The sequence below is a fragment of the Gordonia amicalis genome (assembly GCF_022059885.1).
GTDB classification, from domain to species: Bacteria; Actinomycetota; Actinomycetes; order Mycobacteriales; family Mycobacteriaceae; genus Gordonia; species Gordonia amicalis.
Map to the genome: position 1 here is coordinate 3,528,457 of NZ_CP091855.1, position 24,026 is coordinate 3,552,482.

Below are 24,026 nucleotides of genomic sequence, written 5' to 3' on the forward strand. Positions count from 1 at the left end.
GTACTGAGACAGATGTGACTGGAGTGGTGTGACCAGATTCGTCTGGAATTCGACGGCGCTTTGCGCGTGTCGCGCCGTCGCACGGAACCGGGCGGTCGCCTCAGCCCAGTGCGGTCTCGACCTCGTCGCGGGCCCGGACGAACGCGTCGCGCAGTGCGTCGACGTCGGGACCGGCGCGGAGCACTCCGCGCGAACTCGCCGGCAGCACCCACCCGGGGTCGGCGTCGGCGAAGACCACCTTCAGATCCTCGGCGGTGGCTCCCTGAGCACCCAGACCCGGCGCCAGGATCGGGCCGTTCAGGTCGGCCAGGTCGAGTCCGTGCTCGCGGGTCGCACCCACGACGAGGCCGGCGGTCGCGGTGCCGTCGGCGTTCTCGGCCGCCGCGGCATCGACGATCGACTGGGCGACCGTCCGCTCCCCCGTCCGCGCCTGCTGCACGTCCCCGCCCTCCGGGTTGGAGGTTCGCGCGAGGACGAACACGCTGCGTTCCCCCGCCCGTGCCAGGTCAAGCGCCGGGCGCAGCGATTCGTAGCCGAGGTACGGCGAGGCGGTCACCGAGTCGGCGCACAGCGGTGAGGCGTCGGCCAACCACGCCTGTGCGTACGCCGACATGGTCGAGCCGATGTCACCGCGCTTGGCGTCGGCGATCACCAGGGCACCCGCCTCGCGGCAGCCCGCGATGACCCGTTCGAGCACCGCGAAGCCCGCGGCGCCGAACGGCTCGAAGAAGGCGACCTGGGGCTTGATCACCGCCGCCGACGGGGCCAGCGCCTCGACGCAGATGTCGGCGAACCGCGACAACCCGTCGACGGACATGTCCAGGCCCCAGCCGGTCAGCAGCCCCGCGTGCGGGTCGATACCCGCGCACAGGCGTCCGCGTTCGGCCGTCACCCGCCGGTAGCGGGCGCCGAAGCCGGACGCCCCCGTCATGCGGACGCCACCGTCATGAGAGGCCGGCCATGTCCGCGTGGCGTCGCTGGATGGAGCGGACCCGGACATCGCCGTTGATCGCGGCCTCGATGCCCTGCACCGCTGCACTGGCGCCCTGCACCGTGGTGATGCACGGGATGTTCACCGACACCGCGGCACTGCGGATCTCGTAGCCGTCGACGCGCGGGCCGGAGTTGCCGAACGGGGTGTTGATCACCATCGTGACCTCGCCCGCCCGGATGATGTCCACAACCGTCCGCTCTCCCGCGGTGGCCTCGAAGTGCTTGAGGACGGTCTCACACTTGATTCCGTTGCGGCGCAACACATCTGCGGTTCCCTCGGTGGCCAGGATCTCGAAGCCGAGGTCGGCGAGGTGCTTGACCGGGAAGATCAGCGCCCGCTTGTCCTTGTTGGCCACCGACACGAAGATCTTGCCGCTGGTCGGCAGCGACCCGTAGGCGGCGGTCTGCGACTTGGCGAACGCGCGACCGAAGTCGGCGTCGATGCCCATCACCTCGCCGGTGGACTTCATCTCCGGGCTCAGCAGGTTGTCGACCCCGCTGCCGTCGTGGCGACGGAACCGGTTGAACGGCAGGACCGCTTCCTTCACCGAGATCGGCGCGGTCGCCGGGGTCTCGCCACCGTCGCCGGCCTCCGGCAGGATGCCCTGCTTGCGCAGGTCGGCGATCGACGACCCGAGCATGACGCGGGCACACGCCTTGGCCAGCGGCACCGCGGTCGCCTTCGACACGAACGGCACCGTGCGGCTCGCGCGCGGATTCGCCTCCAGGACATAGAGGATGTCGTCCTTGAGCGCGTACTGGACGTTGAGCAGACCCTTCACCCCGATACCCCTGGCGAGTGCCTCGGTGGAGGTGCGGACCATCGCCAGGTCGGCGCGGCCGAGGGTGACCGGCGGCAGCGCACACGCCGAGTCACCGGAGTGGATACCGGCCTCTTCGATGTGCTCCATCACGCCGCCGATGAAGACCTCCTCGCCGTCGCACAGGGCGTCGACGTCGATCTCCACCGCATCCTCGAGGAACCGGTCGACCAGCACCGGATGGTCGGGGGTCAGTTCCGTGGCGCGGGAGATGTAGTCCTCCAGGGACTTCTCGTCGTAGACGATCTCCATGCCGCGGCCGCCCAGGACGTAGGACGGACGCACCAGCACCGGATAGCCGATGCGAGCGGCGGTGTCACGGGCCTCGGCGAAGCTCGTCGCGGTGCCGAACGCCGGGGCCGGCAGACCGGCCTCGGCGAGGACCTTGCCGAACTCGCCGCGATCCTCGGCGAGGTCGATGGCGGCCGGGCTGGTCCCGACTATCGGGACACCCGCCTCCTCGAGGCGACGTGCGAGACCCAGCGGAGTCTGGCCACCGAGCTGCACGATGACACCGGCGACGGTGCCCGACTGGGATTCGGCGTGGTAGACCTCGAGCACGTCCTCGAAGGTCAGCGGCTCGAAGTACAGGCGATCGGCGGTGTCGTAGTCGGTCGAGACCGTCTCCGGGTTGCAGTTGACCATCACGGTCTCGTAGCCGGCCTCGCTCAGCGTGAGTGCGGCGTGGACACACGAGTAGTCGAATTCGATGCCCTGTCCGATGCGGTTCGGGCCCGAACCGAGGATCAGCACCTTGGGACGATCCGGCTGCGGCGCGATCTCGCTGGTGGCCGCGGGATCGAGCTCATAGGTCGAGTAGTGGTAGGGCGTCTTCGCCTCGAACTCGGCCGCACAGGTGTCCACGGTCTTGTAGACCGGGCGCACACCGAGCGACAGGCGATGCGTACGCACCGCGGCCTCGTCCTCGAAATCCGAACGGAGAGCGGCGATCTGACGGTCGGAGAAGCCGGTCGACTTCGCCTCGCGCAGCAAGGCCTCGTCGAGGATGTCGGCGTCGCGGATCTCCGCACCCAGCGCGGCGATCCCGCCGATCTCGGCCAGGAACCACGGATCGATGGCGGTGGCCTCGTACAGGTCCTCGATCGTGGCGCCGGCCTCGAAGGCCAGCATCAGCTTGTAGAGACGCCCGTCCTTCGGCGTCTTGATCTCCTCGAGCAGCGCGGGCAGATCGACGGTCTCCGGGTCGGGCCGGTTGGCCTCCGCCCAGAAACCGCCGGCCTTGGTCTCCAGCGAGCGCATGACCTTGCCGAGCGCCTCGGCGAAGCTGCGGCCGAGGCTCATCGCCTCGCCCACCGACTTCATCGTGGTGGTCAGCGTGTCGTCGGCGCCCGGGAACTTCTCGAACGCGAACCGCGGCGCCTTGACCACGACATAGTCGAGCGTGGGCTCGAAACAGGCCGGGGTCTCCTTGGTGATGTCGTTGACGATCTCGTCGAGGCTGTAGCCGATGGCCAGCTTCGCGGCGATCTTGGCGATCGGGAAGCCGGTCGCCTTCGACGCCAGTGCCGACGACCGCGACACACGCGGGTTCATCTCGATCACGACGAGGCGTCCGTCGCGCGGGTCCTGGGCGAACTGGATGTTGCAGCCGCCGGTGTCGACGCCGACCTCGCGCAGGATGTCGATCGAGAGGTCACGCATGATCTGGTACTCGCGGTCGGTGAGGGTCATCGCCGGGGCGACGGTCACCGAGTCGCCGGTGTGCACACCGACCGGGTCGAGGTTCTCGATGGAGCAGACGACCACGACGTTGTCGCGGTTGTCGCGCATCAGCTCGAGCTCGTACTCCTTCCAGCCCAGGATCGACTCCTCGATGAGGACGTTGGCGGTCGGCGACGCGGCGAGACCGCCGCCGGCGATCCGCTCCAGATCGTTGTCGTCGTAGGCCATGCCCGAGCCGAGGCCGCCCATGGTGAACGACGGACGCACGACGACCGGGAAGCCGAGTTCGGCGACGGTCTCGCGGACCTCGTCCATCGTGTGGCAGACGCGGGAGCGCGCGCTCTCGCCGCCGACCTTCTCCACGATGTCCTTGAACATCTGGCGGTCCTCACCGCGCTGGATGGCGTCGAAGTCGGCGCCGATCAGCTCGATGCCGTACTTCTCCAGCGAGCCGCGGTCGTGCAGCGCGACCGCGGTGTTCAACGCGGTCTGCCCGCCGAGGGTGGCGAGCACGGCGTCGATGGGATGTCCGGCGTCGCGCTCGGCCTCGATCACCTTCTCGACGAACTCGGCGGTGATCGGCTCGATGTAGGTGGCATCGGCGAACTCGGGGTCGGTCATGATCGTCGCCGGGTTGGAGTTCACCAGGCTGACACGCAGGCCTTCGGCCTTGAGGACGCGGCAGGCCTGGGTACCCGAGTAGTCGAATTCACAAGCCTGACCGATGACGATCGGCCCCGAGCCGATGACCAGGACGTGGTTGATGTCTTCGCGGCGCGGCATCAGGCACTCGCTCCTTGATTCTTGGTCTTCCGGGACGCACGGTCACCCTCGAGCAGGGTGACGAATTTGTCGAACAGATACGCGGCGTCGTGGGGGCCGGCGGCCGCTTCCGGGTGGTACTGCACGGAGAAGGCGCGGCCGGAAAGCAGCTCGACGCCCTCCACGGTGCCGTCGTTGGCGCAGACGTGACTGACCCGTGCGCGGCCGAAGTCGGAGTCGAACTCCTCCCCCGCCTCGCCCTCGAGTGCGAAGCCGTGGTTCTGCGAGGTGATCGAGACCTTGCCGGTGGCGTGGTCGACAACCGGGATGTTGATGCCCCGGTGCCCGAACTTCATCTTGTAGGTGGACCGGCCGAGGGCCCGGCCCAGGATCTGGTTGCCGAAGCAGATGCCGAACAGCGGCAGGTCCTGCCCGAGGACACCACGCGTGAGCTCGACGATGTCGTCGGCGGTCGCCGGGTCGCCCGGACCGTTGGACAGGAACACGCCGTCGGGCCTGAGGTCGGCGATCGCGTCGAGCGCGACCGTCGCCGGCAGCACATGCGTACGGACGCCACGCTCGGCGAACATCCGCGGGGTGTTGGTCTTGATCCCGAGGTCGATGGCGGCGACGGTGAACCGGTGCGCCTCGAGGGGCTCCACGACATACCCGTCGGACGTGGTGACCTCGTCGGCGAGCCTGGCGCCCTTCATGTCCGGCTGGTTGCGCACCCGGCCGACGAGTTCGTCGGTGTCGGCGAGCGCCGGTCCGGAGAAGATGCCGGCCTTCATCGAGCCGTGGTCGCGGAGGATGCGGACCACGGTGCGGGTGTCGATCCCGCCGATGCCGACGATCCCCTGCTTGACGAGTTCGTCCTCGAGCGAGGTGGTCGCGCGCCAGTTCGAGACTCGTCGGGTGGGGTTTCGCACCGCATATCCGGCCACCCAGATCTTTCCGGAGTCGCCGTCGACCCCGGTGCTGCCCGCGCTGCCGGTGCTCTCGCCGTCCTCGGTGTTCCAGCCGGTGTTGCCGATCTGCGGCGCGGTGGCCACGACGATCTGCCGGTGGTAACTCGGGTCGGTCAGGGTTTCCTGGTAGCCGGTCATCGCGGTGCAGAACACCGCTTCACCGAGGGTCTCGCCCACTGCGCCGAAGCTCCGGCCGGTGAACACCTGGCCGTTCTCCAGCACCAAGACCGCTGTGTTCATTCCTGTGTCCCCTGTCCACTGTCATGCTGCCCGGCAAAGGCGTTCACCCAGCCGGGGTAGATCGATTTGTCGTCGGCGCGGATTCCCGAGTCGATCTCGGTGCCGCTGGGCAGGACCCATCGGATCACCAGGACGCCGTCGGCGCTCATCACCTTGCCCGCGATACCGCGTTCGGTGCGGACCGCGGTGATCGCCTCTCGCGGGATCCAGATGTCGCTCGCACCCTGGCGGGAGATGAGGACGCCCGCTGCGAACTCGGCGATCGTCGCCGACGCGCGGTCGGAGATGTCACCGACGACCACGCGGTTCTGCCAACTCGGCGCCATCGTGGAACCGAGGTAGAGGCCGGTGTCGGGGCCGCGTTGTTGCGCCCCGGGATCGGCCGGGGTGGACGGTAGTTCGCCGATGAGTTCGGCCTGTGCCGTCTGCTTCTTCTTGTTGCCGGTGATCAGCAGGTAGAACATCGACAGCAGGCCGAGCACGATGAGCACGCATACGCCGATGAACCACGCGTTGAACACCACTCGCCCGTAGCCGAGCACGGTGCCGATCACCGAGGCGACCACGACGACCACGAGGATGCCGGGGATGAGGCCGCGCCGGATGTTCATCGGGTCACCTGGCCCTCGCGTGTGGTGACGACCCCGCGCAGGACGGTGGCGGTGATGGTCGCCGGCATCGTCATCTCCTCGAACGGAGTGTTGCGCGACAGGCTGGCCAGCTCGTCTCCGCGGACCACCCACGAGGTGTCCGGGTCGACGACCGTGAGGTTGGCGGGCTCGCCGACCTCGATCGGGCGGCCCTGATCGGTCAGTTCGACGATCTGCGCCGGCCGTTCGCTCATGACCCGCGCGACGCCTCGCCAATCGAGAAGCCCGGGCTTCACCAGGGTCTCGACGACGATCGGGAGCGCGGTCTGCAGCCCGAGCATGCCCGGCTTCGCCTGGGCGAACTCGCAGCACTTCTCCTGCGCGGCGTGCGGCGCATGGTCGGTGGCCACACAGTCGACGATCCCATCAGCCAGGGCCTGGCGCAGGGCTTCCTTGTCACGGACCTCCCGCAGCGGCGGATTGACCTTGTTCACCGGGTCGTACGTTTCAAGTCGGGAATCGTCGAGGAGCAGGTGGTGCGGGGTCACCTCGGCGGTGATCGCGATCCCCTGGTCCTTGGCCCAGCGCAGCAGCTCGACGGTGCCCTCGGTCGAGGCGTGGCAGATGTGGATGCGCGCTCCGGCGTCGCGGGCGAGAAGCGCGTCGCGGATGACGATCGACTCCTCGGCGGCACGCGGCCAGCCGGCCAGTCCGAGCCGGGACGCGGTGGCGCCCTCGTTGGCGACGGCGCCGACGGTCAGGCGCGGCTCCTCGGCGTGCTGGGCGATGAGCACGCCCAGTCCGGTCGCGTACTCCAGGGCGCGGCGCATGAGGAGCGGGTCGTGGACGCATTTGCCGTCGTCGCTGAACATCCGGACGCCCGCGGCGCCGGCGTTCATCATGCCCATCTCGGCGAGCTGTTCGCCCTCGAGCCCGACGGTGACCGCACCCACCGGGTACACGTCGACGAGCCCGACCTCGCGGCCGGAGCGCCACACGTTGTCGGTGACGGTGGAGTTGTCGGCGACCGGGCTGGTGTTGGCCATCGCGAACACTGCGGTGTAACCACCCAGGGCGGCGGCCTCGGAGCCGGACCGGATGGTCTCGGTGTCCTCGCGGCCGGGTTCACGCAGATGGGTGTGGAGGTCGACGAAACCGGGCAGCAGCACACCGCCTCTGCCCTCGATGCGCTCGGCACCTTCGGGTGCGGACAGGCCCGCGCCGATGTCGGTGATCACGCCATCGACGACGAGGACATCGATCGGCTCGCCCTCGCCGTAGGGACGGACCTCGCCGATGAGGACGGTTCCGGTTGCCGGGGCGGTCACGGGCGAACTCCTGACGTGCTGGGGGTGGTGGTCACAGGTGGGCTCCCGCGGAGTCGGACCCGACGAGCAGCCGGAAGAGGACCGCCATGCGTACGTGGACGCCGTTGCGGACCTGCTCGAGGACGGTGGCCTTCGGCGAGTCGGCGACCGACCAGCCGATCTCCATACCGCGCAGCATCGGACCCGGATGCAGGACGACCGCATCGTCGGCGAGCATCGCCAGGCGGCGGTCGCTGAGACCGAAGCGGACCGAGTACTCACGGGGACTCGGGAAGTATCCGCCGTTCATCCGCTCGGCCTGGACGCGCAGCATCATCACCGCGTCGACGGCGGGCAGTTCGGCGTCGAGGTTGCCCGAGACGGTGACCGGCCACTCACCCACTCCCGCCGGGAGCAGGGTCGGCGGGGCGACGAGGACGACCTCGGCGCCGAGGGTCGACAGCAGGTGCGCGTTGGACCGCGCGACCCGTGAGTGCACGACGTCGCCGACGATCGCGATGCGACGTCCCTCCAGCGAGCCGAGCCGCTGGCGCAGCGTGAGCGCGTCGAGCAGGGCCTGCGTGGGATGTTCGTGTGTGCCGTCTCCGGCGTTGATGATCGCCGGACCCTCACCGTTCGAATCGGTTGTCCAGTCGGCGATCTGGGCCGGCGCGCCCGACGCGGGGTGGCGGACGATCAGGGCGTCGGCACCGGCGGCGTGCAGGGTCTTGACCGTGTCGCGCAGCGATTCGCCTTTGCCCACCGAGGAACTCGAGGCGCTGACGTTGATGACATCGGCGCTCATCCACTTGCCGGCGACCTCGAAGGAGACGCGGGTGCGGGTGGAGTTCTCGTAGAAGACCGTCATGACGGTCCGGCCACGGAGCGTCGGGAGCTTGCGGACCTCACGACCGGTGAGGGCCTGTTCGAAACGCTCGGCGTCATCGAGGAGCGCAGTGGCCTCGTCGCGGTTCAGGTCCTGCGTGGAGAGCAGATGCCGCATCACGAATCGCCCTCGGCGGCAACGGCATTCGAAGCCGAGCTGAGGACGACCTCGTCGACTCCGTCGTGTTCGGTGAGATGCACCGACACCTGCTCGTCGCGAGCGGTCGGGATGTTCTTGCCGACATAGTCGGCGCGCAGCGGCAATTCGCGGTGGCCGCGGTCCACCAGCACCGCGAGCTGGACCGCGGCGGGGCGTCCGAGATCGCGCAGCGCGTCCAGGGCGGCGCGGACCGTACGCCCCGAGTAGAGCACGTCGTCGACGAGGATCACGATCGCGCCGTCGACGCCGCCGGCGGGGACCATCGTCCGTTCGAGCGGGCGATGTGGCTTGCCGCGCAGATCGTCGCGGTAGAGAGTGATGTCGAGGTAGCCCACCGGCACCTCGACACCGGCGAACTCGCCGATCTTGGAACCCAGACGAGTCGCGAGAGATGTTCCGCGAGTGGGAATTCCGATGAGAACGACGCGCGGGGCGTCGGGCGAGTCCAGAGCTGTCTTCTCGATCACCTGGTGTGCGACACGAGCAATCGTGCGCGACACGTCAGCGGCATCGAGCAGCACCCTGGGAGCGGGGCTGGCCAAAGCCGACCTCCTTCTCCGCCTCGCAGGACGGATCGTTAAAGGATGTCTGTCTCGCGACACTTTACACCGCGTCGCGAGACAGACGAATTCCCGCGACCTGCGCCACATTCTCGACGCATCGCGTCACTCCGGAGACCCGGAGGGCTGCCGTCAGTCGGCGGCGGAATCGCCGGCGGCCGGACCGCTCGGCTCGGCCGATGCGGCCGCCCGCACCTGCGGTGCGAGCTCGGCGATCTTGGCGAGCACGCCGTTGACGAAGGCCGGCGAATCATCGGTGGACAGCTCCTTGGCGAGCTCCACCGCCTCGTCGACCACCACGATGGGGTCGACGTCGAGCGAGTTGAACAGCTCCCAGGTCGCCAGGCGCATGATGGCGCGGTCGACGGCGGGCAGACGCTCCAGCGTCCACTCGCGCAGATGGGAGGAGATGACCGCATCGATCTGGTCCTGATCGTCTGCGAGACCCCCGATCACCGTGGCGGTGTAGTCGTGGATCGAGCCGACGCTCTCGTCGCTGCGGACGTACTCTCGGCGTTCGGCGACGAGCTGGCTGGGACTGACCTTCTTGGCCTCGGCCTCGAAGAGCAGGTCCACCGCGCGCCGCCGCGCCTTGTGTCGGGTTCCGGGTTGTTTCACAGGTCAGGAGTTGACGCGGCCGAGGTAGCTGCCGTCGCGCGAATCGACCTTCAGCTTGTCGCCGGTGTTGATGAACAGCGGCACCTGGATCTCGGCGCCGGTCTCCAGCGTGGCGGGCTTGGTGCCGCCGGTGGAGCGGTCACCCTGCAGACCCGGGTCGGTCTGGGCGACGATGAGCTCGACGGTGACCGGGAGTTCGACGAACAGCGGGGTGCCCTCGTTGAGCGAGACCTGCACGGTCATGTTCTCGAGCAGGAAGCGCGCGCCGTCGCCGACCACGGCCGGCGGCAGGGCGAACTGCTCGTAGTCCTGCGCGTCCATGAAGACGTAGTCGGTGCCGTCGTTGTACAGGAAGGTCATGTCCCGACGGTCGACGGTGGCGGTCTCGACCTTGACGCCGGCGTTGAAGGTCTTGTCGACGGTCTTGCCGCTCATCACGTTCTTGATCTTGGTGCGCACGAATGCGGGACCCTTGCCCGGCTTGACGTGCTGGAACTCCTGGATCTGCCAGAGCTGGTCGTCCATGCGCAGCACGAGGCCGTTCTTGAAATCGGCGGTGGTCGCCATGTGGTGTTTCTTCCCTTGCAGTCAGATGACGGTGAATGTCTTGTCGGTGGTGGTCAACAGTTCCGGGTCGCCTTGTGTGACGACCAGGGTGTCCTCGATCCTGACCCCACCCCATCCGGGTAGGTACACACCGGGCTCCACGGTGACCGCAGCACCGCATGGCAGTGTACCCGTCGAGAGTTTGCCGATTCCCGGCGCTTCGTGGATCTCGAGGCCCACGCCGTGGCCGAGTCCGTGCACGTAGTGGTCGCCGTGCCCGGCGTCGTCGATGACGGCACGCGCCGCGGCGTCGACGTCCCGCAGCTCCATGCCCGGAGCGAGAGCCGTCCGTCCGGCGGCCTGCGCGGTGGCGACGAGGTCGTAGATGTCGCGCTGCCAGTCCGCGGCGCGGTGCAGCACGAAGGTTCGGGTCATGTCGGAGTGGTAGCCGCCGACGACGGCGCCGAAGTCGATCTTGACGAGGTCGCCGTCCGCCAGCGCGGTGTGCGTGGGCCGGTGGTGCGGAATCGCCGAGTGCGGCCCGGCGGCGACGATCGTCTCGAAGGCGATGCCGTCGGCGCCGAGGCGATACATCTCGAACTCCAGGGCGCGGGCGGCTTCGCGTTCGGTGGTTCCGGCGCGCAGGACACCGTCGGCGATGATCCGGGCCAGCGCGGCATCGCCGATCGCGCAGGCAGCGCGCAGCAACGCGATCTCCCCCGCATCCTTGACGGCCCGCAGACCCTGCACGACGCTGGCGAGACCGACCAGTTCGACCCCGGAATCCTCGATCGACGCGGTCAGGGCACGGTGCCCGGCGACGGTTTCGGCATCAGCCTCGAAGCCGATACGGGCGGCACCCGCGGTCCGCGCGTGCGCAACCAGGGCGGGGACGCAGGCGCGTTCGATGACGGGCTCGACATCGGGGACCTGCGCGGCGACCTGGGTGAGGTAGCGGCCGTCGGTGGCGATCCGGTCCCCCGCGGGGTCGGACACGTCGATGAGGACTGCCGCGTTGGAACCCGTGAAGCCGGTCAGGTACCGGACGTTGACGAGGTCGGAGACGATGAACGCCGCGACCTGCGCGTCGGCACCCGAGTGGTCGCGTAGCTGGTTCCGCAGCCGGTCTCGTCGGCCGGCGGTGTCGTGGATGATCGGCACCCGAGCAACGCTACGGCGGGACGTCCGACTGTGCGAACCCGGCACGCGGAGCCGGCCACATCGGCCAGGTGTGTCCGCAATCACGGCACGGATGCGTAGTATGACGCGCATGTCTACGTGGTTGGTACGCGGTCTGGCGATGACCGCTGTTCACGTCCTCGCCCGAATCCTGCTCGGCGTCGCAGTGGTCGAGGCCCCGCTGAACTCCACCGTGTGGCGCACCGTCGCCATCGCGGCGGTCGTCCTGGTAGCCCTGGTCTGGGGTGGTTTCGACGGTATTCGCGATGCACGCGCCAATCCCGATCCGGACGACTACGAGGACCTCACCGTGCGCTGGCTGAAGGCCGGCGTCCTGGCCGGCGTCGCCGCCGGGCTGATCTCCTGGATCCTCGGCAACACGGTGCTCGCCGGGATCGGCCAGGCCGGCCTGTTCGTCGAGCTGATCGCCGGTGCCTCGTTCACCGCGCTGCTCGTGTTCGTCCCCGCGTTCGTCGGCGCCGCCATCGGCCGCTGGTTGATCCGCCGCGAGCAGAACAAGGGCGCCTCCGACGACTGGTCGGTCCACGAGGACCGGCACGCCGACGCGGCCCGGTAACCGGTTTCGCACCTCTGACAGCAACGAACCCACCGCTTCGAGGCGGTGGGTTCGTTCGTCTGTCGGTTGGTGCCGTCGGACTAGAGGAGGACCGAGGTGCTCTTCCCCGCCCCACCGGCCACCGCGGAGTAGGCGGCGGCGAGGAGGCCGGGATCGGGTCCTTCCAGACGGCCCGGCTTGGCCAGTCCGTCGAGCACGACGAAGCGGAGCACACCCGAACGGTTCTTCTTGTCCCCCGCCATGCCCTCGAGCAGGTCGGCGAAGGCGTCGGGGTCGTAGGAGGTCGGCAGTCCCACGAGTTCGAGCACCGACCGGTGACGGTCGGCCGTCGCGTCGTCGAGACGCCCGGCCAGGCGCGCCAGTTCGGCGGCGAACACCAGGCCCACCGACACCGCGGCACCGTGACGCCAGCGGTAGCGCTCGCGACGCTCGATCGCATGACCCAGGGTGTGGCCGTAGTTGAGGATCTCGCGCAGCGAGGACTCCTTCAGGTCGGCCGAGACGACGTCGGCCTTCACCTGCACCGACCGGCGGATGAGATCCGGGAGCACCGGCCCGGTCGGGTCGAGGGCGGCCTCCGGATCGGCCTCGATGATGTCGAGGATGGTCGGGTCGGCGATGAAGCCGGTCTTGATGACCTCCGCGAGCCCGGCCACGATCTCGTTGCGCGGCACCGTCTCGAGCGTGCCGATGTCGATCAGGACCGCGTCGGGCTCGTGGAACGACCCGACGAGGTTCTTGCCCGCCTCGGTGTTGATGCCGGTCTTGCCGCCCACCGCGGCGTCGACCATCGCCAGCAGCGTGGTCGGGACGTGGATGACCCCGATGCCGCGCATCCAGGTGGCGGCGACGAACCCGGAGAGGTCGGTGGCGGCACCGCCGCCGAGGCTGATGACCTTGTCGTTGCGCTTGAGACCGATCCGGCCGAAGACCTCCCAGCAGAACGCGGCCACCGACAGGTCCTTGCCCGCCTCGGCGTCCGGGATCTCGATGCGGTGCGCGTCGAAGCCCTTGTCCGCCAGGAATTCCCGGATCTGCTCGGCGGTCTTGTTGAGCGGGGGCTGGTACAGGATCGCGATGCGGTCGGCGCCGGCCGCGGCCGCGGCGACCTCGCCGAGCAGCCCGCGGCCGATCGTCACGTCATAGGGCGCGCCGGCATCGACGCGGATCGCAACGGGTTCGGTGTCGGTCATGGGTCTGTCCTCACATCAGTTCGCGGGCGAGTTCGGTGACGATGGCGTCGGCGACGTCCTCGGGAGCGGCATCGGCGTCCACCTCGAAGGAGCACACCGACGAATAGATGTCGGTGCGCTCGGCGAGAAGTTCGGCATAGCGGGCGGCCGGGTCCTCGGTGTCGAGCAGCGGCCGGTCGGTGCCGGAGACCCGCTCGTAGCCGCGTTCGGCGCTGACCCGCAGGTAGACCACACGGTGACCGGTCAGTGCATCCCGCACTCCGGCGGTGGTCACCGCACCTCCACCGAGCGATACCACCCCGCTGTGGTTGTCGAGGACGTCGGTGACGACGTTCTCCTCGATCATGCGGAACCCGTCGACCCCGTCGGAGGAGAAGATCTCGGGGATGCTGCGCCCGGTACGCCGGACCAGCTCGATGTCGGTGTCGACGAAGTCGACCCCGAGCCGGTCGGCGAGCAGACGACCGACGGTCGACTTGCCCGCACCCATGAAGCCGATCAGCACTGCGGCGGGGCGGCGCCCCGTGGTCGGCCGCGTGGGGGTCGGCGTCTGCGTCATGGGCGCGGCGGGCGCGCGTGGACGGCTGTCAGGTAGGCGCCGAGGTTCGTGGAGGTCTCGGCGACCGAGTCGCCGCCGAACTTGTCCAGTGCCGCCTGGGCGACGACGAGCGCCACCATCGCCTCGGCGACCACACCGGCCGCGGGCACCGCGCACACGTCCGAACGCTGGTGGATCGCGCTGGCGGTCTCCCCCGTCTCCATGTCGATCGTCGACAGCGCGCGCGGCACCGTCGAGATCGGCTTCATCGCGATCCGGACGCGCAGGTCCTCGCCGTTGGTCATGCCGCCCTCGAGGCCGCCCGCGCGGTTGGTCGACCGCAGCACGCCGTCGGGTCCGGGCACCATCTCGTCGTGGGCCTCGCTGCCGCGGCGGCGGGCGGTCGTGAAGCCGTCGCCGACCTCCACTCCCTTGATGGCCTGGATGCCCATGAGAGCGGCCGCCAGGCGCGCGTCGAGCCGGGTCTCTCCGCTGACATGCGAACCCAGTCCGACCGGCACGCCGGTGGCGACGATCTCGACGACACCGCCGAGGGTGTCGCCGTCCTTCTTGGCGGCCTCGATCTCGTCGATCATCGACTTCTCGGCGGCGGCGTCGAACGCGCGGACCGGGCTGGCGTCGATGGCCTCGAGGTCGCTGAAGCGCGGCGGCGGACCGACATAGGGATCGCTCGCGCCGATCGAGATGACGTGGGAGACGACCTCGATGCCGAAGACCTGGCGGAGGAAGTTGCGGGCGACGGTGCCCGCGGCCACGCGGGCAGCGGTCTCCCGGGCGCTGGCACGTTCGAGGACCGGGCGGGCGTCGTCGAAGCCGTATTTGAGCATGCCCGAGTAGTCGGCGTGCCCGGGGCGCGGACGGGTCAGCGGCGCGTTCCGGGCGCTGCCCTCGAGTTCGGCGGGATCGACCGGGTCGGCCGCCATCACGGTCTCCCACTTGGGCCACTCGGTGTTGCCGATCTCGATGGCCACCGGGCCGCCCATCGTGCGGCCGTGGCGCACGCCACCGAGCACGGTGACCTTGTCGGCCTCGAACTTCATCCGCGCGCCCCGGCCGTAACCGAGGCGACGGCGGGCGAGCTGTTCGGCGATGTCCGACGAGGTCACCTCGACCCCGGCGACCATGCCCTCGACGAGGGCGACCAAGGCGGGTCCGTGGGATTCTCCGGCAGTTATCCAGCGCAGCACAGTGATCAATTGTTCCATGTGCCCCACGAGTGGCCGACAGCGGTCGTGGGGCGGGCGTCGTCAGAGCAGATCGGACACGACGATCAACGCGCCGACGAGCGCCGGTGCGTGCGCCCGGCCTCGTGACTGCGCCGTCGGCGATGTCTCTGCCATCGTCGGGACCGGGACCGCGACCAGGGAGAGCAGGGCGGCGAGAGCCACCATGACCAGCGCGGTGTCCCAGGACAGCGTGAGACCGCCGCAGGCGAAGGCCAGCTTCACGTCACCGCCGCCGCACCACCCGGCGACGAAGGTCAGCAGATACGGCGTCGCGGCCGCCGCGGCGGCGAGTCCGACGGACGGCTGCGCTACCGCGCTGAGCGCCACCGCCCCGAGTCCGGGCCAGACCATCACGTTGGGGATGCGCCGGGTGCGCGCGTCGGTGACGGCGATCGTGAGCAGCCACACCGAAATCGAGAGCTCGACCATGCGCCGAGCATCGCGCCCCCGGTGGGTGCCGGCGAGCGAGGTCTCCACAGCCTCACGCGTTGGGGATGAGCACCTTCGTCATCGCCTCGCGAGGTGCCGGCAACCCGGTGAACAGTTCGACCTGACGGAACGCCTGGTTCAGCAGCATGACCAGTCCCCCGACGACGGCACCACCCGCCGCCTCGACGGCCCGCGCCAGCGGCGTCGGCCAGGGGTCGTAGATCACGTCCACGACCTTGCCCGCGTGGGCGATGGCCGGCGCGAGGATCTCGGCGGCCGGCGCGGGCACCGTCGACACCACGACGGAGGCGTCGTGACAGCGATGTTCGAGTGCGGCACCGGCCGCGAAGGCGATGACCTCACCGGCGATGCCCAGGCGGTCGCACAGGTCGAGGACCGCCGCGGCACGTCCGGCGTCGCGCGCCACGATCGAGATCGTCGAGACGCCGACCTCGGCGAGCGCCACGACGGTCGGCAGCGCCGTGCCGCCGGCGCCGATCACGACCGCATCGGGGGCGGCCCCCGCGGCGATGTCGGCGTCGACGCCCAGTGCCGCCAGCGCGCCCGTCATGCCGTCGATGTCGGTGCAGTCGGCCCGCCACCCGTCATCGGTGCGCACCAGAGTGTTCGCCGATCCGACCAGCGCAGCACGTTCGGTCCGCTCGGTCGCGAAGTCCAGCGCGGCCAGCTTGTTCGGCATCGTCACCGAGAACCCGATGAACTCGGGTGCCGCGCCCGACACGATCCCGGGCAGCTCGTCGGCCGTGCACTCGATCCGGTCGTAGGACCAGCCGTCGAGTCCGAGGGCGTGATAGGCGGCGAGGTGCACCGCCGGTGACCGCGAATGGCCGATCGGCGAACCGAGCACCGCCGCCCGACGGTGATCCCCGTACGGCGAACGGATCACCGGCATCCCGTCGACACCAGCTTGTTCTGACAGGCGACGAGGCGATTGCGCTTGTGTTCTTCGAAGGTGTTCGCGAACAACGTGGTTCCCGCCGTGTCGACGGTCACGAAGTACAGCCACGATCCCGGTGCCGGGTCGAGCATCGCCTCGAGTGCCGGGACACCGACGGCCGCGATCGGGGTCGGCGGAAGACCCTTGTAGCGGTAGGTGTTCCACTCGTTGTCGGCCTTGTAGGCCTCACCGTGCACGTCGATGTTGGTGACAGCGGCGGTGTAGTTCTGCGTCGAGTCCATCTCCAGCCGCTGATCCTCGTCGAGACGGTTGCGGATGACACGGGCGACCTTCGGGGCGTCCTCGACGTGGCGCACCTCGCGTTCGACGATCGACGCGGCGATCAGCGTCTCGTACGGCGCCAGTCCCGACTTGTTGCTGTCCACCAGGCCCCACTGGTCGAACATCACCGCGCTCTGGGAGATCATCTCGTTGAGGATCTGCACGGCGGTGTGATCGGGTTCGACCCGTTCCCACGTCGTCGGCGCGATGAGGCCCTCGATGCGGCGGTGGTCCCCGGTCATCGACGCCACGTTCTCCTTCGCCCACTCGGGCACCCCGAGCTCCTCGGGGGTCGCCTTCGCGGCCGCCTCCTCGAGTTGGGCCACGGTGACGCCCTCGGGCTGGCCGTTGACCTCGGTCGACGTGGCGTCCTGGATCATCTGGAAGATACCCGGCGTGATCTTGCCGTCTATCCCGGTCTTGGAGTCGAGTTGGAGACCCGGCGGGATCACCACGCGCCCGACGCGGTGCTGGGCGCTGTCGTCGGTGAGCATCTCCACGGCGGTCGACGCCGGGATCTGGGTCCTCATCTTGTAGAGCCCACCCGACATCGGCTGACCGTCCGCGGCGTCGATGAAGGCACGCACACTGCCGACGACATCGGCGTCGACCAGGATGCGCCCGAAGTCGGCGAGGGTCGAGTTCTCGGGGATGTCGACGATCACGTCGCCGGCGCCCGCCGTGGTGGTGTAGTCCTTACGCGACTCCAGAACCCCGGTCGCACGCAGACCGTAGTATCCGACACCGCCGACGAGCGCGAGCATGAACACGACAGCGAGCGCCAGAATCACCCGGCGCTTCTTCTGGTTCGCGCGGGAGCGTCGTCGCGGGCGCCGTGATGCCGGTGCCGGCTCGACGTCGTCGGCGCCCGGCCACCAGTCCTCCTCGTCGCGACCACCGTGTCCGCGCCGGCCGTCCGGCTCGGGTTCGGCGTACGCGGGTTCGGTGTACGCGGGTTCGGTGTACGCGGAGTCGGGGTACGCGGACTCCTGATTGTCGACGTCGCTGAACTCGCGCTCGTCGTAGCGTTGTTCGAGGTACCCGGTTGCGGCCTGCGGCAACTCGGGCTCGGCGGTGTCGGCCGCCTCGTGAGTGGGCGTCGGCGGAGGGGGCGGCGGCGCGGGCCGGCGCGGAGCGACCGGCGGCGGAGGTGCCGCCTGGGTACGCGGAGGCCGCGGGGGCTGTCCGCCCGGCGGGATCCGGACGGGCGTCGCACGCCGGGGGGCGCCGACCTGATCGGCCGTGCCGCCCTGAGGCGGGTTCGCGAGGTCACCGGGCTGGCCGAGCTGTCCCGTACGCCGACGACGATGCCGTGTGTTGGGCGACCCCTCGGCCGGCTGCGTGAAATACCGCAGACGTTCCGGATCCATGCCCTCGGCACGACCGCCATGGTTGTCCCGGTGTCGCGTACGACGCCGTTCTTCGGTCACCGCCGGTTCCCCTCCCGACTCTGTCGAGGGACCATCGGACTCACCGTCGCGCATCCAGCCATCCCTGAAGGATAGCGACCGCGGCCGCCTGATCGATGACCCCTCGTGACGACTTCACCGACCGGCCGCTCGCGTGCAGGGCCTGCTGCGCGGTCACGGTGGTGAAACGTTCATCCTGCCAATGCACTTCGGCCGGCGCGATGCGCTCGGCGAGCCGGTCCCCGAAGGCGCGCGCGGTCTCCGCGGCCACCCCGGTCGTGTTCTTCAGCGTCTTCGGCAGCCCGATGACGACGCCGATCGCCTCGTACTCGTTCACCAGGGCTACGATCCGGTCGAGATCGGTTGCGGCCGAAGGGGTTCGGCGGACCGTCTCGACCGGTGTGGCGAGGATGCCGTCGGGGTCGCACACCGCGACACCGATCCGGACACTCCCGACGTCGATGCCGAGCCGGCGACCGCGTCGGGGCGACGGGCCCTGATCTGACGGCATCAGCCGACGAACTCGCGGACACGCGACAGGGCGGCGTCGACACCACCGGGTTCGGTTCCCGATCCCTGGGCGAGGTCGGGTTTGCCACCTCCACGGCCACCGACGAGCGGCGCCACCTCCTTGACGAGGTCGCCGGCCTTGATACCGGCGTCGCGAGCCGCGGCAGTCGTGGCGATCACGAACGGCACCTTGGCATCCGGTCCCTCGCCGTTCGGCGAGAAGATGGCGATCACGGCCTGGCGGTCGGCGACCCGGCCACGCAGGTCGGTGACGACCGAACGCAGTCCGTTGGCGTCGAGCCCGGGGACCCGGCCCTCGACGACGAGCGTGGAGCCGATGGTGGTCGCGGTGTCGAGGAGACCGGAAACGGCCGCCTGAGCCTGTTCGGCACGCACCCGGGCGAGTTCCTTCTCGGCGTCGCGCAGCTTGGTGACGAGCTGCTCGACGCGGCCGGGCACCTCCTCGGACGGCACCTTCAGCGACGACGCCAGCCCGGCGAGCAGCGCTCGCTCCTTCGACAGGAAACGGAACGAGTCCATGCCGACGTAAGCCTCGACGCGGCGCACCCCGGAGCCGACCGAGGACTCGCCGATCAGCGTGATCGGACCGATCTGCGACGACGACACGACATGTGTGCCACCGCACAGCTCCATCGAGAACGGGCCGCCGATCTCGACGACGCGGACGACATCGCCGTAGTTCTCGCCGAAGAGCGCCATCGCGCCCATCGCCTTGGCCTCGGTGAGTCCGGTCTCGAAGGTGTTGACCTGATAGTTGGCCTCGACGGCCGCGTTGGCGATCTCCTCGATCTCCCGACGCTGGGACTCGGTCACCGGGCCGCGGGCGTTGAAGTCGAAACGCAGGTAGCCCGGACGGTTCAGCGAACCGGCCTGCGTCGCACCGGGTCCGAGCACCTCGCGCAGGGCGGCATGCACCATGTGGGTGCCCGAGTGGCCCTGCGTCGCTCCGTGGCGCCATGCGGTGTCGACGGCGGCGAGGACCTCGTCGCCCTCCTCGATCTCGCCCTCGTCCACCCGAACCTTGTGCAGCCACACCGACTTTCCGACCTTCTGCACGTCGGTGACCGACAGGCGCACACCGGAACCGGTGGTGATGGTGCCGACGTCGGCCATCTGGCCACCCGACTCGGCATAGAGCGGGGTGCGGTCGAGCACGAGGGTGAGTTCCTGCCCGGCCGTCGCCGCCGGCACACGTGCGCCGTCGGCGACGAGTCCGAGGACGCGCGCCTCGGAGACGAGCTCGTCGAAGCCGGTGAACTCGGTGGGTCCGCGGTCGAGGAAGTCGCGGTACACGCTCAGGTCGGCGTGCCCGGTCTTGCGCGCCGTGGCATCGGCCTTGGCGCGCTGCTTCTGCTCGGCCATCAGGGCGGTGAAGCCCTCCTGGTCCACCGACAGCCCGGCCTCGGCGGCCATCTCGAGCGTGAGGTCGATCGGGAAGCCGTACGTGTCGTGCAGGGTGAACGCGTCGGCGCCGGTGATGGTGGTGCTCGAAGACTTCTTGGTGGCGGTCGCGGCGTCGGCGAACAGCTTGGAACCGGCGGCCAGCGTCTTGGCGAAGGAGGTCTCCTCGCCCACCGCGACGTCCACGATGTGGGTGCGCTCGGTCTCGAGTTCCGGATACGACGGGGCCATCAGGTCGATGACCTTGCCGATGATCGCGCCCATGGTGGCCTGGTTGTCCCCGGCCCCCAGCCCATCCGGCCCGCTCGCTCCGCTCCCGGCGCCCAGCAGACGCATCGACCGCACGACGCGGCGCAGCAGGCGACGCAGCACGTAGCCGCGGCCGTCGTTGCCGGGCAGCACCCCGTCACCGATCAGCATCGCCGAGGTGCGGGCGTGGTCGGCGATCACGCGGAAGCGCACATCGTCGGCATGCGAGCCGGCGCCGTAGGCGCGGCCGGTGAGTTCGGCGGCCAGATCGATGATCGGCTTGAGCAGGTCGGTCTCGTAGACGTTGTCGACGCCCTGCAGGATGCAGGCGACGCGCTCGACGCCCATGCCGGTGTCGATGTTCTTCTTGGGCAGGGGCCCGAGGATCTCGTAATTGTCCTTGCCACCCCCCGGACCACGGACGTTCTGCATGAACACGAGATTCCAGATCTCGATGTAGCGGTCCTCGTCGGCCTCCGGGCCGCCTTCGACGCCGTATTCGGGGCCGCGGTCGTAGAAGATCTCCGAACAAGGACCGCACGGACCGGGGACGCCCATCGACCAGTAGTTGTCCTTCAGGCCGCGACGCTGGATGCGCTCGGCGGGCACGCCGATCTCGTCGCGCCAGATGGCCTCGGCCTCGTCGTCGTCGAGATAGACGGTGGGCCACAGCTTCTGCGGATCGATGCCGTAGCCGCCGTCTTCCACGCTGTTGGTCAGCAGCGTCCACGCGAAGTTGATGGCCTCGCGCTTGAAGTAGTCACCGAAGGCGAAGTTGCCCGCCATCTGGAAGAAGGTGTTGTGGCGGGTGGTGATGCCGACCTCGTCGATGTCGAGGGTACGGACACACTTCTGGACGCTGGTCGCGCGGGAGTACGGCGGGGTCTGCTCGCCCAGGAAGTACGGCTTGAACGGAACCATGCCGGCGTTGACGAACAGCAGGTTGGGGTCGTCGAGCAACAGCGAGGCGCTGGGCACCTCGGTGTGGCCGGCCTTGATGAAGTGGTCCAGAAAACGCTTCCGGATGTCATGCGTCTGCACTGTTGGTCTTGTCCTCGCCGTTGGTTGTCGCGACATCCCAGAGTACCGTCGGCGCGTCGCGGAACCGGTCCCGGTACGTCATCCCCGCCGTGATCAGCGGGATCGGCGACGTGTGACGGCACCCCGCACGATGGATCTCAGGCGTGCGACGCGCGGCCCGATCTCGCGTTCGAGCCCGTGATCGGTGGGCTCGTAGTAGTCGACGCCGACGAGTTCGTCCGGCGCGTACTGCTGGGCCACCACTCCGTCCGGATGGTCGTGCGGGTACTGGTAGGCGACGCCGTTGCCGAGTTTCTTGGCACCTGCGTAGTGGCTGTCGCGCAGGTGGGCGGGTACCGCTCGGGCCTTGCCGGCCTCGACGTCGGCGAGCGCGGCGCCGATCGCCGACACCACTCCGGCCGACTTGGGTGCGGTCGCCAGATGGATGGTGGCCTGGGTCAGTGCCAGCTTGGCCTCGGGCATGCCGACGAGGTTGACCACCTGCGCGGCGGCCACCGCGGTCTGCAGCGCGGTGGGATCGGCCATGCCGATGTCCTCGCTGGCGTGGATCATCAGGCGCCTCGCGATGAAGCGCGGGTCCTCCCCCGCCGCGATCATCCGCGCCAGATAGTGCACCGCGGCATCGACGTCGGAACCGCGGATCGACTTGATGAACGCGCTGGTCACGTCGTAATGCTGGTCGCCGTCGCGGTCGTAGCGCACCGCCGCGCGGTCGATGGCCGTCTCGACGTCGGCGAGGTCGACCCGGGTGGTCGAGTCGGCGCTCGCCTCGAGCGCCGTCAGCGCCCGGCGGGCGTCGCCGCCGGCGACCGCCACCAGGTGGTCGTAGGCGGCGTCGGTCACCTCCACCTGCCCGTCGAGGCCGCGCGGGTCGGCGACGGCCCGGATGAGCACCTCACGGATGTCGTCGTCGGTGAGCGACCGCAACTGGAGCACGAGCGACCGCGACAGCAGGGGCGCGACGACAGAGAACGACGGGTTCTCGGTGGTCGCCGCCACGAGCAGCACGATGCGGTTCTCCACCGCGTCGAGCAGCGCGTCCTGCTGGGTCTTGGAGAAGCGATGGACCTCGTCGATGAACAGGACCGTCTGCTGGCCCTCGATCAAGCGGCGCCTCGCCACGTCGATGACGGCGCGCACCTCCTTGACGCCCGCGGACAGCGCCGACAGCGCCTCGAACCGGCCGCCCGTCGCGCGCGCGATCAGCGACGCCATCGTCGTCTTGCCGGTGCCGGGCGGGCCATAGAGCAGCACCGATGCCGCACCGACCCCGCTGATCAGTCGCCGCAGCGGAGAACCGTCGCCGAGCAGGTGCTGCTGGCCGACGATCTCGTCGAGGGTCTGTGGGCGCATCCGGACCGCGAGCGGTGCGGTCGGTGACGGCGCCGCGGTCAGTCCGTTGGCGCCGGGCGTCGGCACACCGGTTCCGGCCCGGGGATCCACGGGCGGGTCGAACAATCCGTCCACGAGCCGATCAGGCCATCCAGATGCGCTGCAACGCGAGGCCCGTTGCGGTCGCGAAGTCGGCGATCGCGTCCTCACCGGCACGGCCGGCGGCTGCCGCGAGATCGGTCCAGCGGGACACGAGGACGCGCGGATCGTTCGTGTGCAGCGCCCAGTCGTGGGTGAATCCGCCACTCTCGATCGGGGTACCCACTGCGGAGTTCTGGAGTGCCGGGTCGAACGGGGGCATCTCCAGGCTCGCGTCGGCGTCCTGACCGATCGCGGACTCCGGGTCGACCAGGTCGGTGTCGGCAGGCAGCATCCAGGCGGTCGACAGCCACACCCACAGCAGCCGGGCGACGAGCACCTTGCGCTGCATCTCGCGCTCGTGCGCGAGGGCCGGCCAGATCGGGTTCACCTCGGAGCGCCAGGCGTCGACCATGGACACCTCGAGGTCGGTGGCGCGGGACGCGGCGCGCGCGGGCAGCTGCGCGGACATGGTGACCACGGCGTAGGCGATGTCGAGGGTGGCGTCGCGGAACCCGCCCCACTCGTAGTCCATGAACTGCACGCCGTCGTCGTTGAGCATGATGTTCTCGGGACCGACGTCCGACGGGCTGAACGCGCGGTGCTCGCCGTCGTCGAACAGGGCGGCGGCGGCCTCGAGCGCCTCGAGAACCCGATCCGGCACCTGCACGCCGAGCGCGGCGGCGTGTCCGGAGAGCGCATCGACCGAGCGTCTGGCCTCGTCACGGAGAATGTCGCGCCCCTCGGTACCCGACGGGCCGCGGCGGACCAGCGCCAGGAAGTCGATCTCGCCGCCGACGGTCGCCGCGTGCATGCGGCCCAGGGCCTGACCCCAGGCGCTCACCGCGCGGGAGGTCTCCACCGGGTCGTCGCCGTCGAGGAACTCCATCATCGACCGGCCGTGACCGAGATCAGAGAGAACCATCAGGCGCAGGTCGGGGTCGGAGGCGATGAGCTGCGGGCCCGGTCGCGATTCGTTCGGGAGCGCGGTGGCGTACTTGTACGACGCGATCTCGCGGTGGAAGGCCTGCGGGTCCTCGTGCTCGGGCAACGCCTTGATCACCAGCGAACGGTCCATGCTGAGGGGGTTCTGCGCCACCCGCACCCGCACGACCGTCGTACGGCCGCTACCTCCGAGGTCCTCGGGGTCGTCGAGGACTACCGAGGAACCGGCGCGGTGTGACAGCAGCGCCTCTGCCGCCCGCACCACGCTGGTGATGCGGCTTTCAGTAATGACCGTCATGGCGTATCCCAAGGTACCCGTTGCAACGGGGGTGCAACACCATTCTTCATCCTTCTGTACGACGTTGCGGATCTTGTACCCGCGAGTGTGTGCGTCGAAACCACTGCGTCGCAGGGGTTTCGGTGCCCTCGTCACATTCGTGCCGC

The 24,026-nt window shown here is 69.4% G+C and carries 21 protein-coding genes; 1 reads left to right on the forward strand and 20 read right to left on the reverse strand.

What is annotated here, in order from left to right; all coding sequences use genetic code 11:
- Positions 1-100: 100 nt before the first annotated feature.
- The 10 genes from pyrF to IHQ52_RS16180 form a co-directional block, all read right to left on the reverse strand.
- Entirely contained in the window at positions 101-931 is an 831-nt protein-coding gene (gene pyrF, locus IHQ52_RS16135) for an orotidine-5'-phosphate decarboxylase (protein ID WP_024497136.1), read from the reverse strand.
- Positions 932-944: 13 nt separating this feature from the next.
- Positions 945-4,280: a carbamoyl-phosphate synthase large subunit gene (gene carB / locus IHQ52_RS16140; protein WP_024497137.1), complete on the reverse strand. Its 3,336-nt coding sequence runs from the start codon at positions 4,278-4,280 to the stop codon at positions 945-947.
- Positions 4,280-5,467: a glutamine-hydrolyzing carbamoyl-phosphate synthase small subunit gene (gene carA / locus IHQ52_RS16145; RefSeq protein ID WP_024497138.1), complete on the reverse strand. Its 1,188-nt coding sequence runs from the start codon at positions 5,465-5,467 to the stop codon at positions 4,280-4,282. Before carA ends, carB begins: the two co-directional genes overlap by 1 nt.
- On the reverse strand, positions 5,464-6,078 hold the full coding sequence (locus IHQ52_RS16150) for a PH-like domain-containing protein (RefSeq protein WP_024497139.1): 615 nt from the start codon (positions 6,076-6,078) through the stop codon (positions 5,464-5,466). The genes carA and IHQ52_RS16150 overlap by 4 nt, the downstream gene beginning before the upstream one ends.
- Positions 6,075-7,385 carry a dihydroorotase gene (locus IHQ52_RS16155; protein WP_024497140.1) on the reverse strand — a complete coding sequence of 437 codons (1,311 nt, stop codon included), beginning with the start codon at positions 7,383-7,385 and terminating at the stop codon, positions 6,075-6,077. Before IHQ52_RS16155 ends, IHQ52_RS16150 begins: the two co-directional genes overlap by 4 nt.
- 31 nt (positions 7,386-7,416) lie before the next feature.
- The gene (locus tag IHQ52_RS16160) at positions 7,417-8,367 is read right to left on the reverse strand and encodes an aspartate carbamoyltransferase catalytic subunit (RefSeq protein ID WP_006436307.1); all 951 of its coding nucleotides are present in this window, start codon (positions 8,365-8,367) and stop codon (positions 7,417-7,419) included.
- Complete coding sequence (pyrR, locus tag IHQ52_RS16165; protein WP_024497141.1) at positions 8,367-8,951, reverse strand: bifunctional pyr operon transcriptional regulator/uracil phosphoribosyltransferase PyrR; 585 nt, start codon at positions 8,949-8,951, stop codon at positions 8,367-8,369. The genes IHQ52_RS16160 and pyrR overlap by 1 nt, the downstream gene beginning before the upstream one ends.
- A gap of 150 nt (positions 8,952-9,101) precedes the next feature.
- Positions 9,102-9,587 carry a transcription antitermination factor NusB gene (gene nusB, locus IHQ52_RS16170; protein WP_024497142.1) on the reverse strand — a complete coding sequence of 162 codons (486 nt, stop codon included), beginning with the start codon at positions 9,585-9,587 and terminating at the stop codon, positions 9,102-9,104.
- 3 nt (positions 9,588-9,590) lie between these two features.
- Complete coding sequence (gene efp / locus IHQ52_RS16175) at positions 9,591-10,154, reverse strand: elongation factor P (protein ID WP_006436310.1); 564 nt, start codon at positions 10,152-10,154, stop codon at positions 9,591-9,593.
- Between the two features lie 21 nt (positions 10,155-10,175).
- Positions 10,176-11,294, reverse strand: coding sequence for a M24 family metallopeptidase (locus IHQ52_RS16180; RefSeq protein ID WP_024497143.1), 1,119 nt, complete (start codon positions 11,292-11,294; stop codon positions 10,176-10,178).
- Between the two features lie 109 nt (positions 11,295-11,403).
- Between IHQ52_RS16180 and IHQ52_RS16185 the strand changes: the two genes are divergently transcribed.
- Entirely contained in the window at positions 11,404-11,889 is a 486-nt protein-coding gene (locus tag IHQ52_RS16185) for a B-4DMT family transporter (protein ID WP_024497144.1), read from the forward strand.
- Between the two features lie 80 nt (positions 11,890-11,969).
- Here the strand turns inward: IHQ52_RS16185 and aroB are convergent, their stop codons facing one another.
- From aroB to IHQ52_RS16235, 10 genes are all read right to left on the reverse strand, one after another.
- Positions 11,970-13,082, reverse strand: coding sequence for a 3-dehydroquinate synthase (gene aroB, locus IHQ52_RS16190; protein ID WP_024497145.1), 1,113 nt, complete (start codon positions 13,080-13,082; stop codon positions 11,970-11,972).
- A 10-nt stretch (positions 13,083-13,092) separates the two neighbouring features.
- A complete protein-coding gene (locus IHQ52_RS16195; protein ID WP_024497146.1) occupies positions 13,093-13,641 on the reverse strand; it encodes a shikimate kinase in 549 nt (182 codons plus the stop codon).
- Positions 13,638-14,846, reverse strand: coding sequence for a chorismate synthase (gene aroC, locus IHQ52_RS16200; RefSeq protein WP_024497147.1), 1,209 nt, complete (start codon positions 14,844-14,846; stop codon positions 13,638-13,640). Before aroC ends, IHQ52_RS16195 begins: the two co-directional genes overlap by 4 nt.
- A gap of 42 nt (positions 14,847-14,888) precedes the next feature.
- A complete protein-coding gene (locus tag IHQ52_RS16205; RefSeq protein WP_024497148.1) occupies positions 14,889-15,296 on the reverse strand; it encodes an A24 family peptidase in 408 nt (135 codons plus the stop codon).
- A 52-nt stretch (positions 15,297-15,348) separates the two neighbouring features.
- Positions 15,349-16,209, reverse strand: coding sequence for a shikimate dehydrogenase (locus IHQ52_RS16210; RefSeq protein ID WP_051349534.1), 861 nt, complete (start codon positions 16,207-16,209; stop codon positions 15,349-15,351).
- Complete coding sequence (mltG, locus tag IHQ52_RS16215) at positions 16,200-18,020, reverse strand: endolytic transglycosylase MltG (RefSeq protein WP_024497150.1); 1,821 nt, start codon at positions 18,018-18,020, stop codon at positions 16,200-16,202. The genes IHQ52_RS16210 and mltG overlap by 10 nt, the downstream gene beginning before the upstream one ends.
- A complete protein-coding gene (gene ruvX, locus IHQ52_RS16220; protein WP_024497151.1) occupies positions 18,007-18,456 on the reverse strand; it encodes a Holliday junction resolvase RuvX in 450 nt (149 codons plus the stop codon). The genes mltG and ruvX overlap by 14 nt, the downstream gene beginning before the upstream one ends.
- Positions 18,456-21,167: an alanine--tRNA ligase gene (gene alaS, locus IHQ52_RS16225; RefSeq protein WP_024497152.1), complete on the reverse strand. Its 2,712-nt coding sequence runs from the start codon at positions 21,165-21,167 to the stop codon at positions 18,456-18,458. The genes ruvX and alaS overlap by 1 nt, the downstream gene beginning before the upstream one ends.
- A gap of 93 nt (positions 21,168-21,260) precedes the next feature.
- Positions 21,261-22,634 (reverse strand): replication-associated recombination protein A, encoded by a 1,374-nt coding sequence (locus IHQ52_RS16230; protein ID WP_024497153.1) that lies wholly within the window; start codon positions 22,632-22,634, stop codon positions 21,261-21,263.
- A 7-nt stretch (positions 22,635-22,641) separates the two neighbouring features.
- Positions 22,642-23,880 carry a protein kinase family protein gene (locus IHQ52_RS16235; RefSeq protein ID WP_024497154.1) on the reverse strand — a complete coding sequence of 413 codons (1,239 nt, stop codon included), beginning with the start codon at positions 23,878-23,880 and terminating at the stop codon, positions 22,642-22,644.
- Positions 23,881-24,026 lie beyond the last annotated feature (146 nt).

Coding starts and splice junctions, on each gene's coding strand:
- pyrF (WP_024497136.1), bottom strand. CDS start 931: ATGACGGGGGCGTCCGGCTTCGGCGCCCGCTACCGGCGGGTGACGGCC.
- carB (WP_024497137.1), bottom strand. CDS start 4,280: ATGCCGCGCCGCGAAGACATCAACCACGTCCTGGTCATCGGCTCGGGG.
- carA (WP_024497138.1), bottom strand. CDS start 5,467: ATGAACACAGCGGTCTTGGTGCTGGAGAACGGCCAGGTGTTCACCGGC.
- IHQ52_RS16150 (WP_024497139.1), bottom strand. CDS start 6,078: ATGAACATCCGGCGCGGCCTCATCCCCGGCATCCTCGTGGTCGTCGTG.
- IHQ52_RS16160 (WP_006436307.1), bottom strand. CDS start 8,367: ATGCGGCATCTGCTCTCCACGCAGGACCTGAACCGCGACGAGGCCACT.
- efp (WP_006436310.1), bottom strand. CDS start 10,154: ATGGCGACCACCGCCGATTTCAAGAACGGCCTCGTGCTGCGCATGGAC.
- IHQ52_RS16185 (WP_024497144.1), top strand. CDS start 11,404: ATGTCTACGTGGTTGGTACGCGGTCTGGCGATGACCGCTGTTCACGTC.
- aroB (WP_024497145.1), bottom strand. CDS start 13,082: ATGACCGACACCGAACCCGTTGCGATCCGCGTCGATGCCGGCGCGCCC.
- IHQ52_RS16195 (WP_024497146.1), bottom strand. CDS start 13,641: ATGACGCAGACGCCGACCCCCACGCGGCCGACCACGGGGCGCCGCCCC.
- aroC (WP_024497147.1), bottom strand. CDS start 14,846: ATGGAACAATTGATCACTGTGCTGCGCTGGATAACTGCCGGAGAATCC.
- IHQ52_RS16205 (WP_024497148.1), bottom strand. CDS start 15,296: ATGGTCGAGCTCTCGATTTCGGTGTGGCTGCTCACGATCGCCGTCACC.
- IHQ52_RS16210 (WP_051349534.1), bottom strand. CDS start 16,209: ATGCCGGTGATCCGTTCGCCGTACGGGGATCACCGTCGGGCGGCGGTG.
- mltG (WP_024497150.1), bottom strand. CDS start 18,020: ATGCGCGACGGTGAGTCCGATGGTCCCTCGACAGAGTCGGGAGGGGAA.
- ruvX (WP_024497151.1), bottom strand. CDS start 18,456: ATGCCGTCAGATCAGGGCCCGTCGCCCCGACGCGGTCGCCGGCTCGGC.
- IHQ52_RS16235 (WP_024497154.1), bottom strand. CDS start 23,880: ATGACGGTCATTACTGAAAGCCGCATCACCAGCGTGGTGCGGGCGGCA.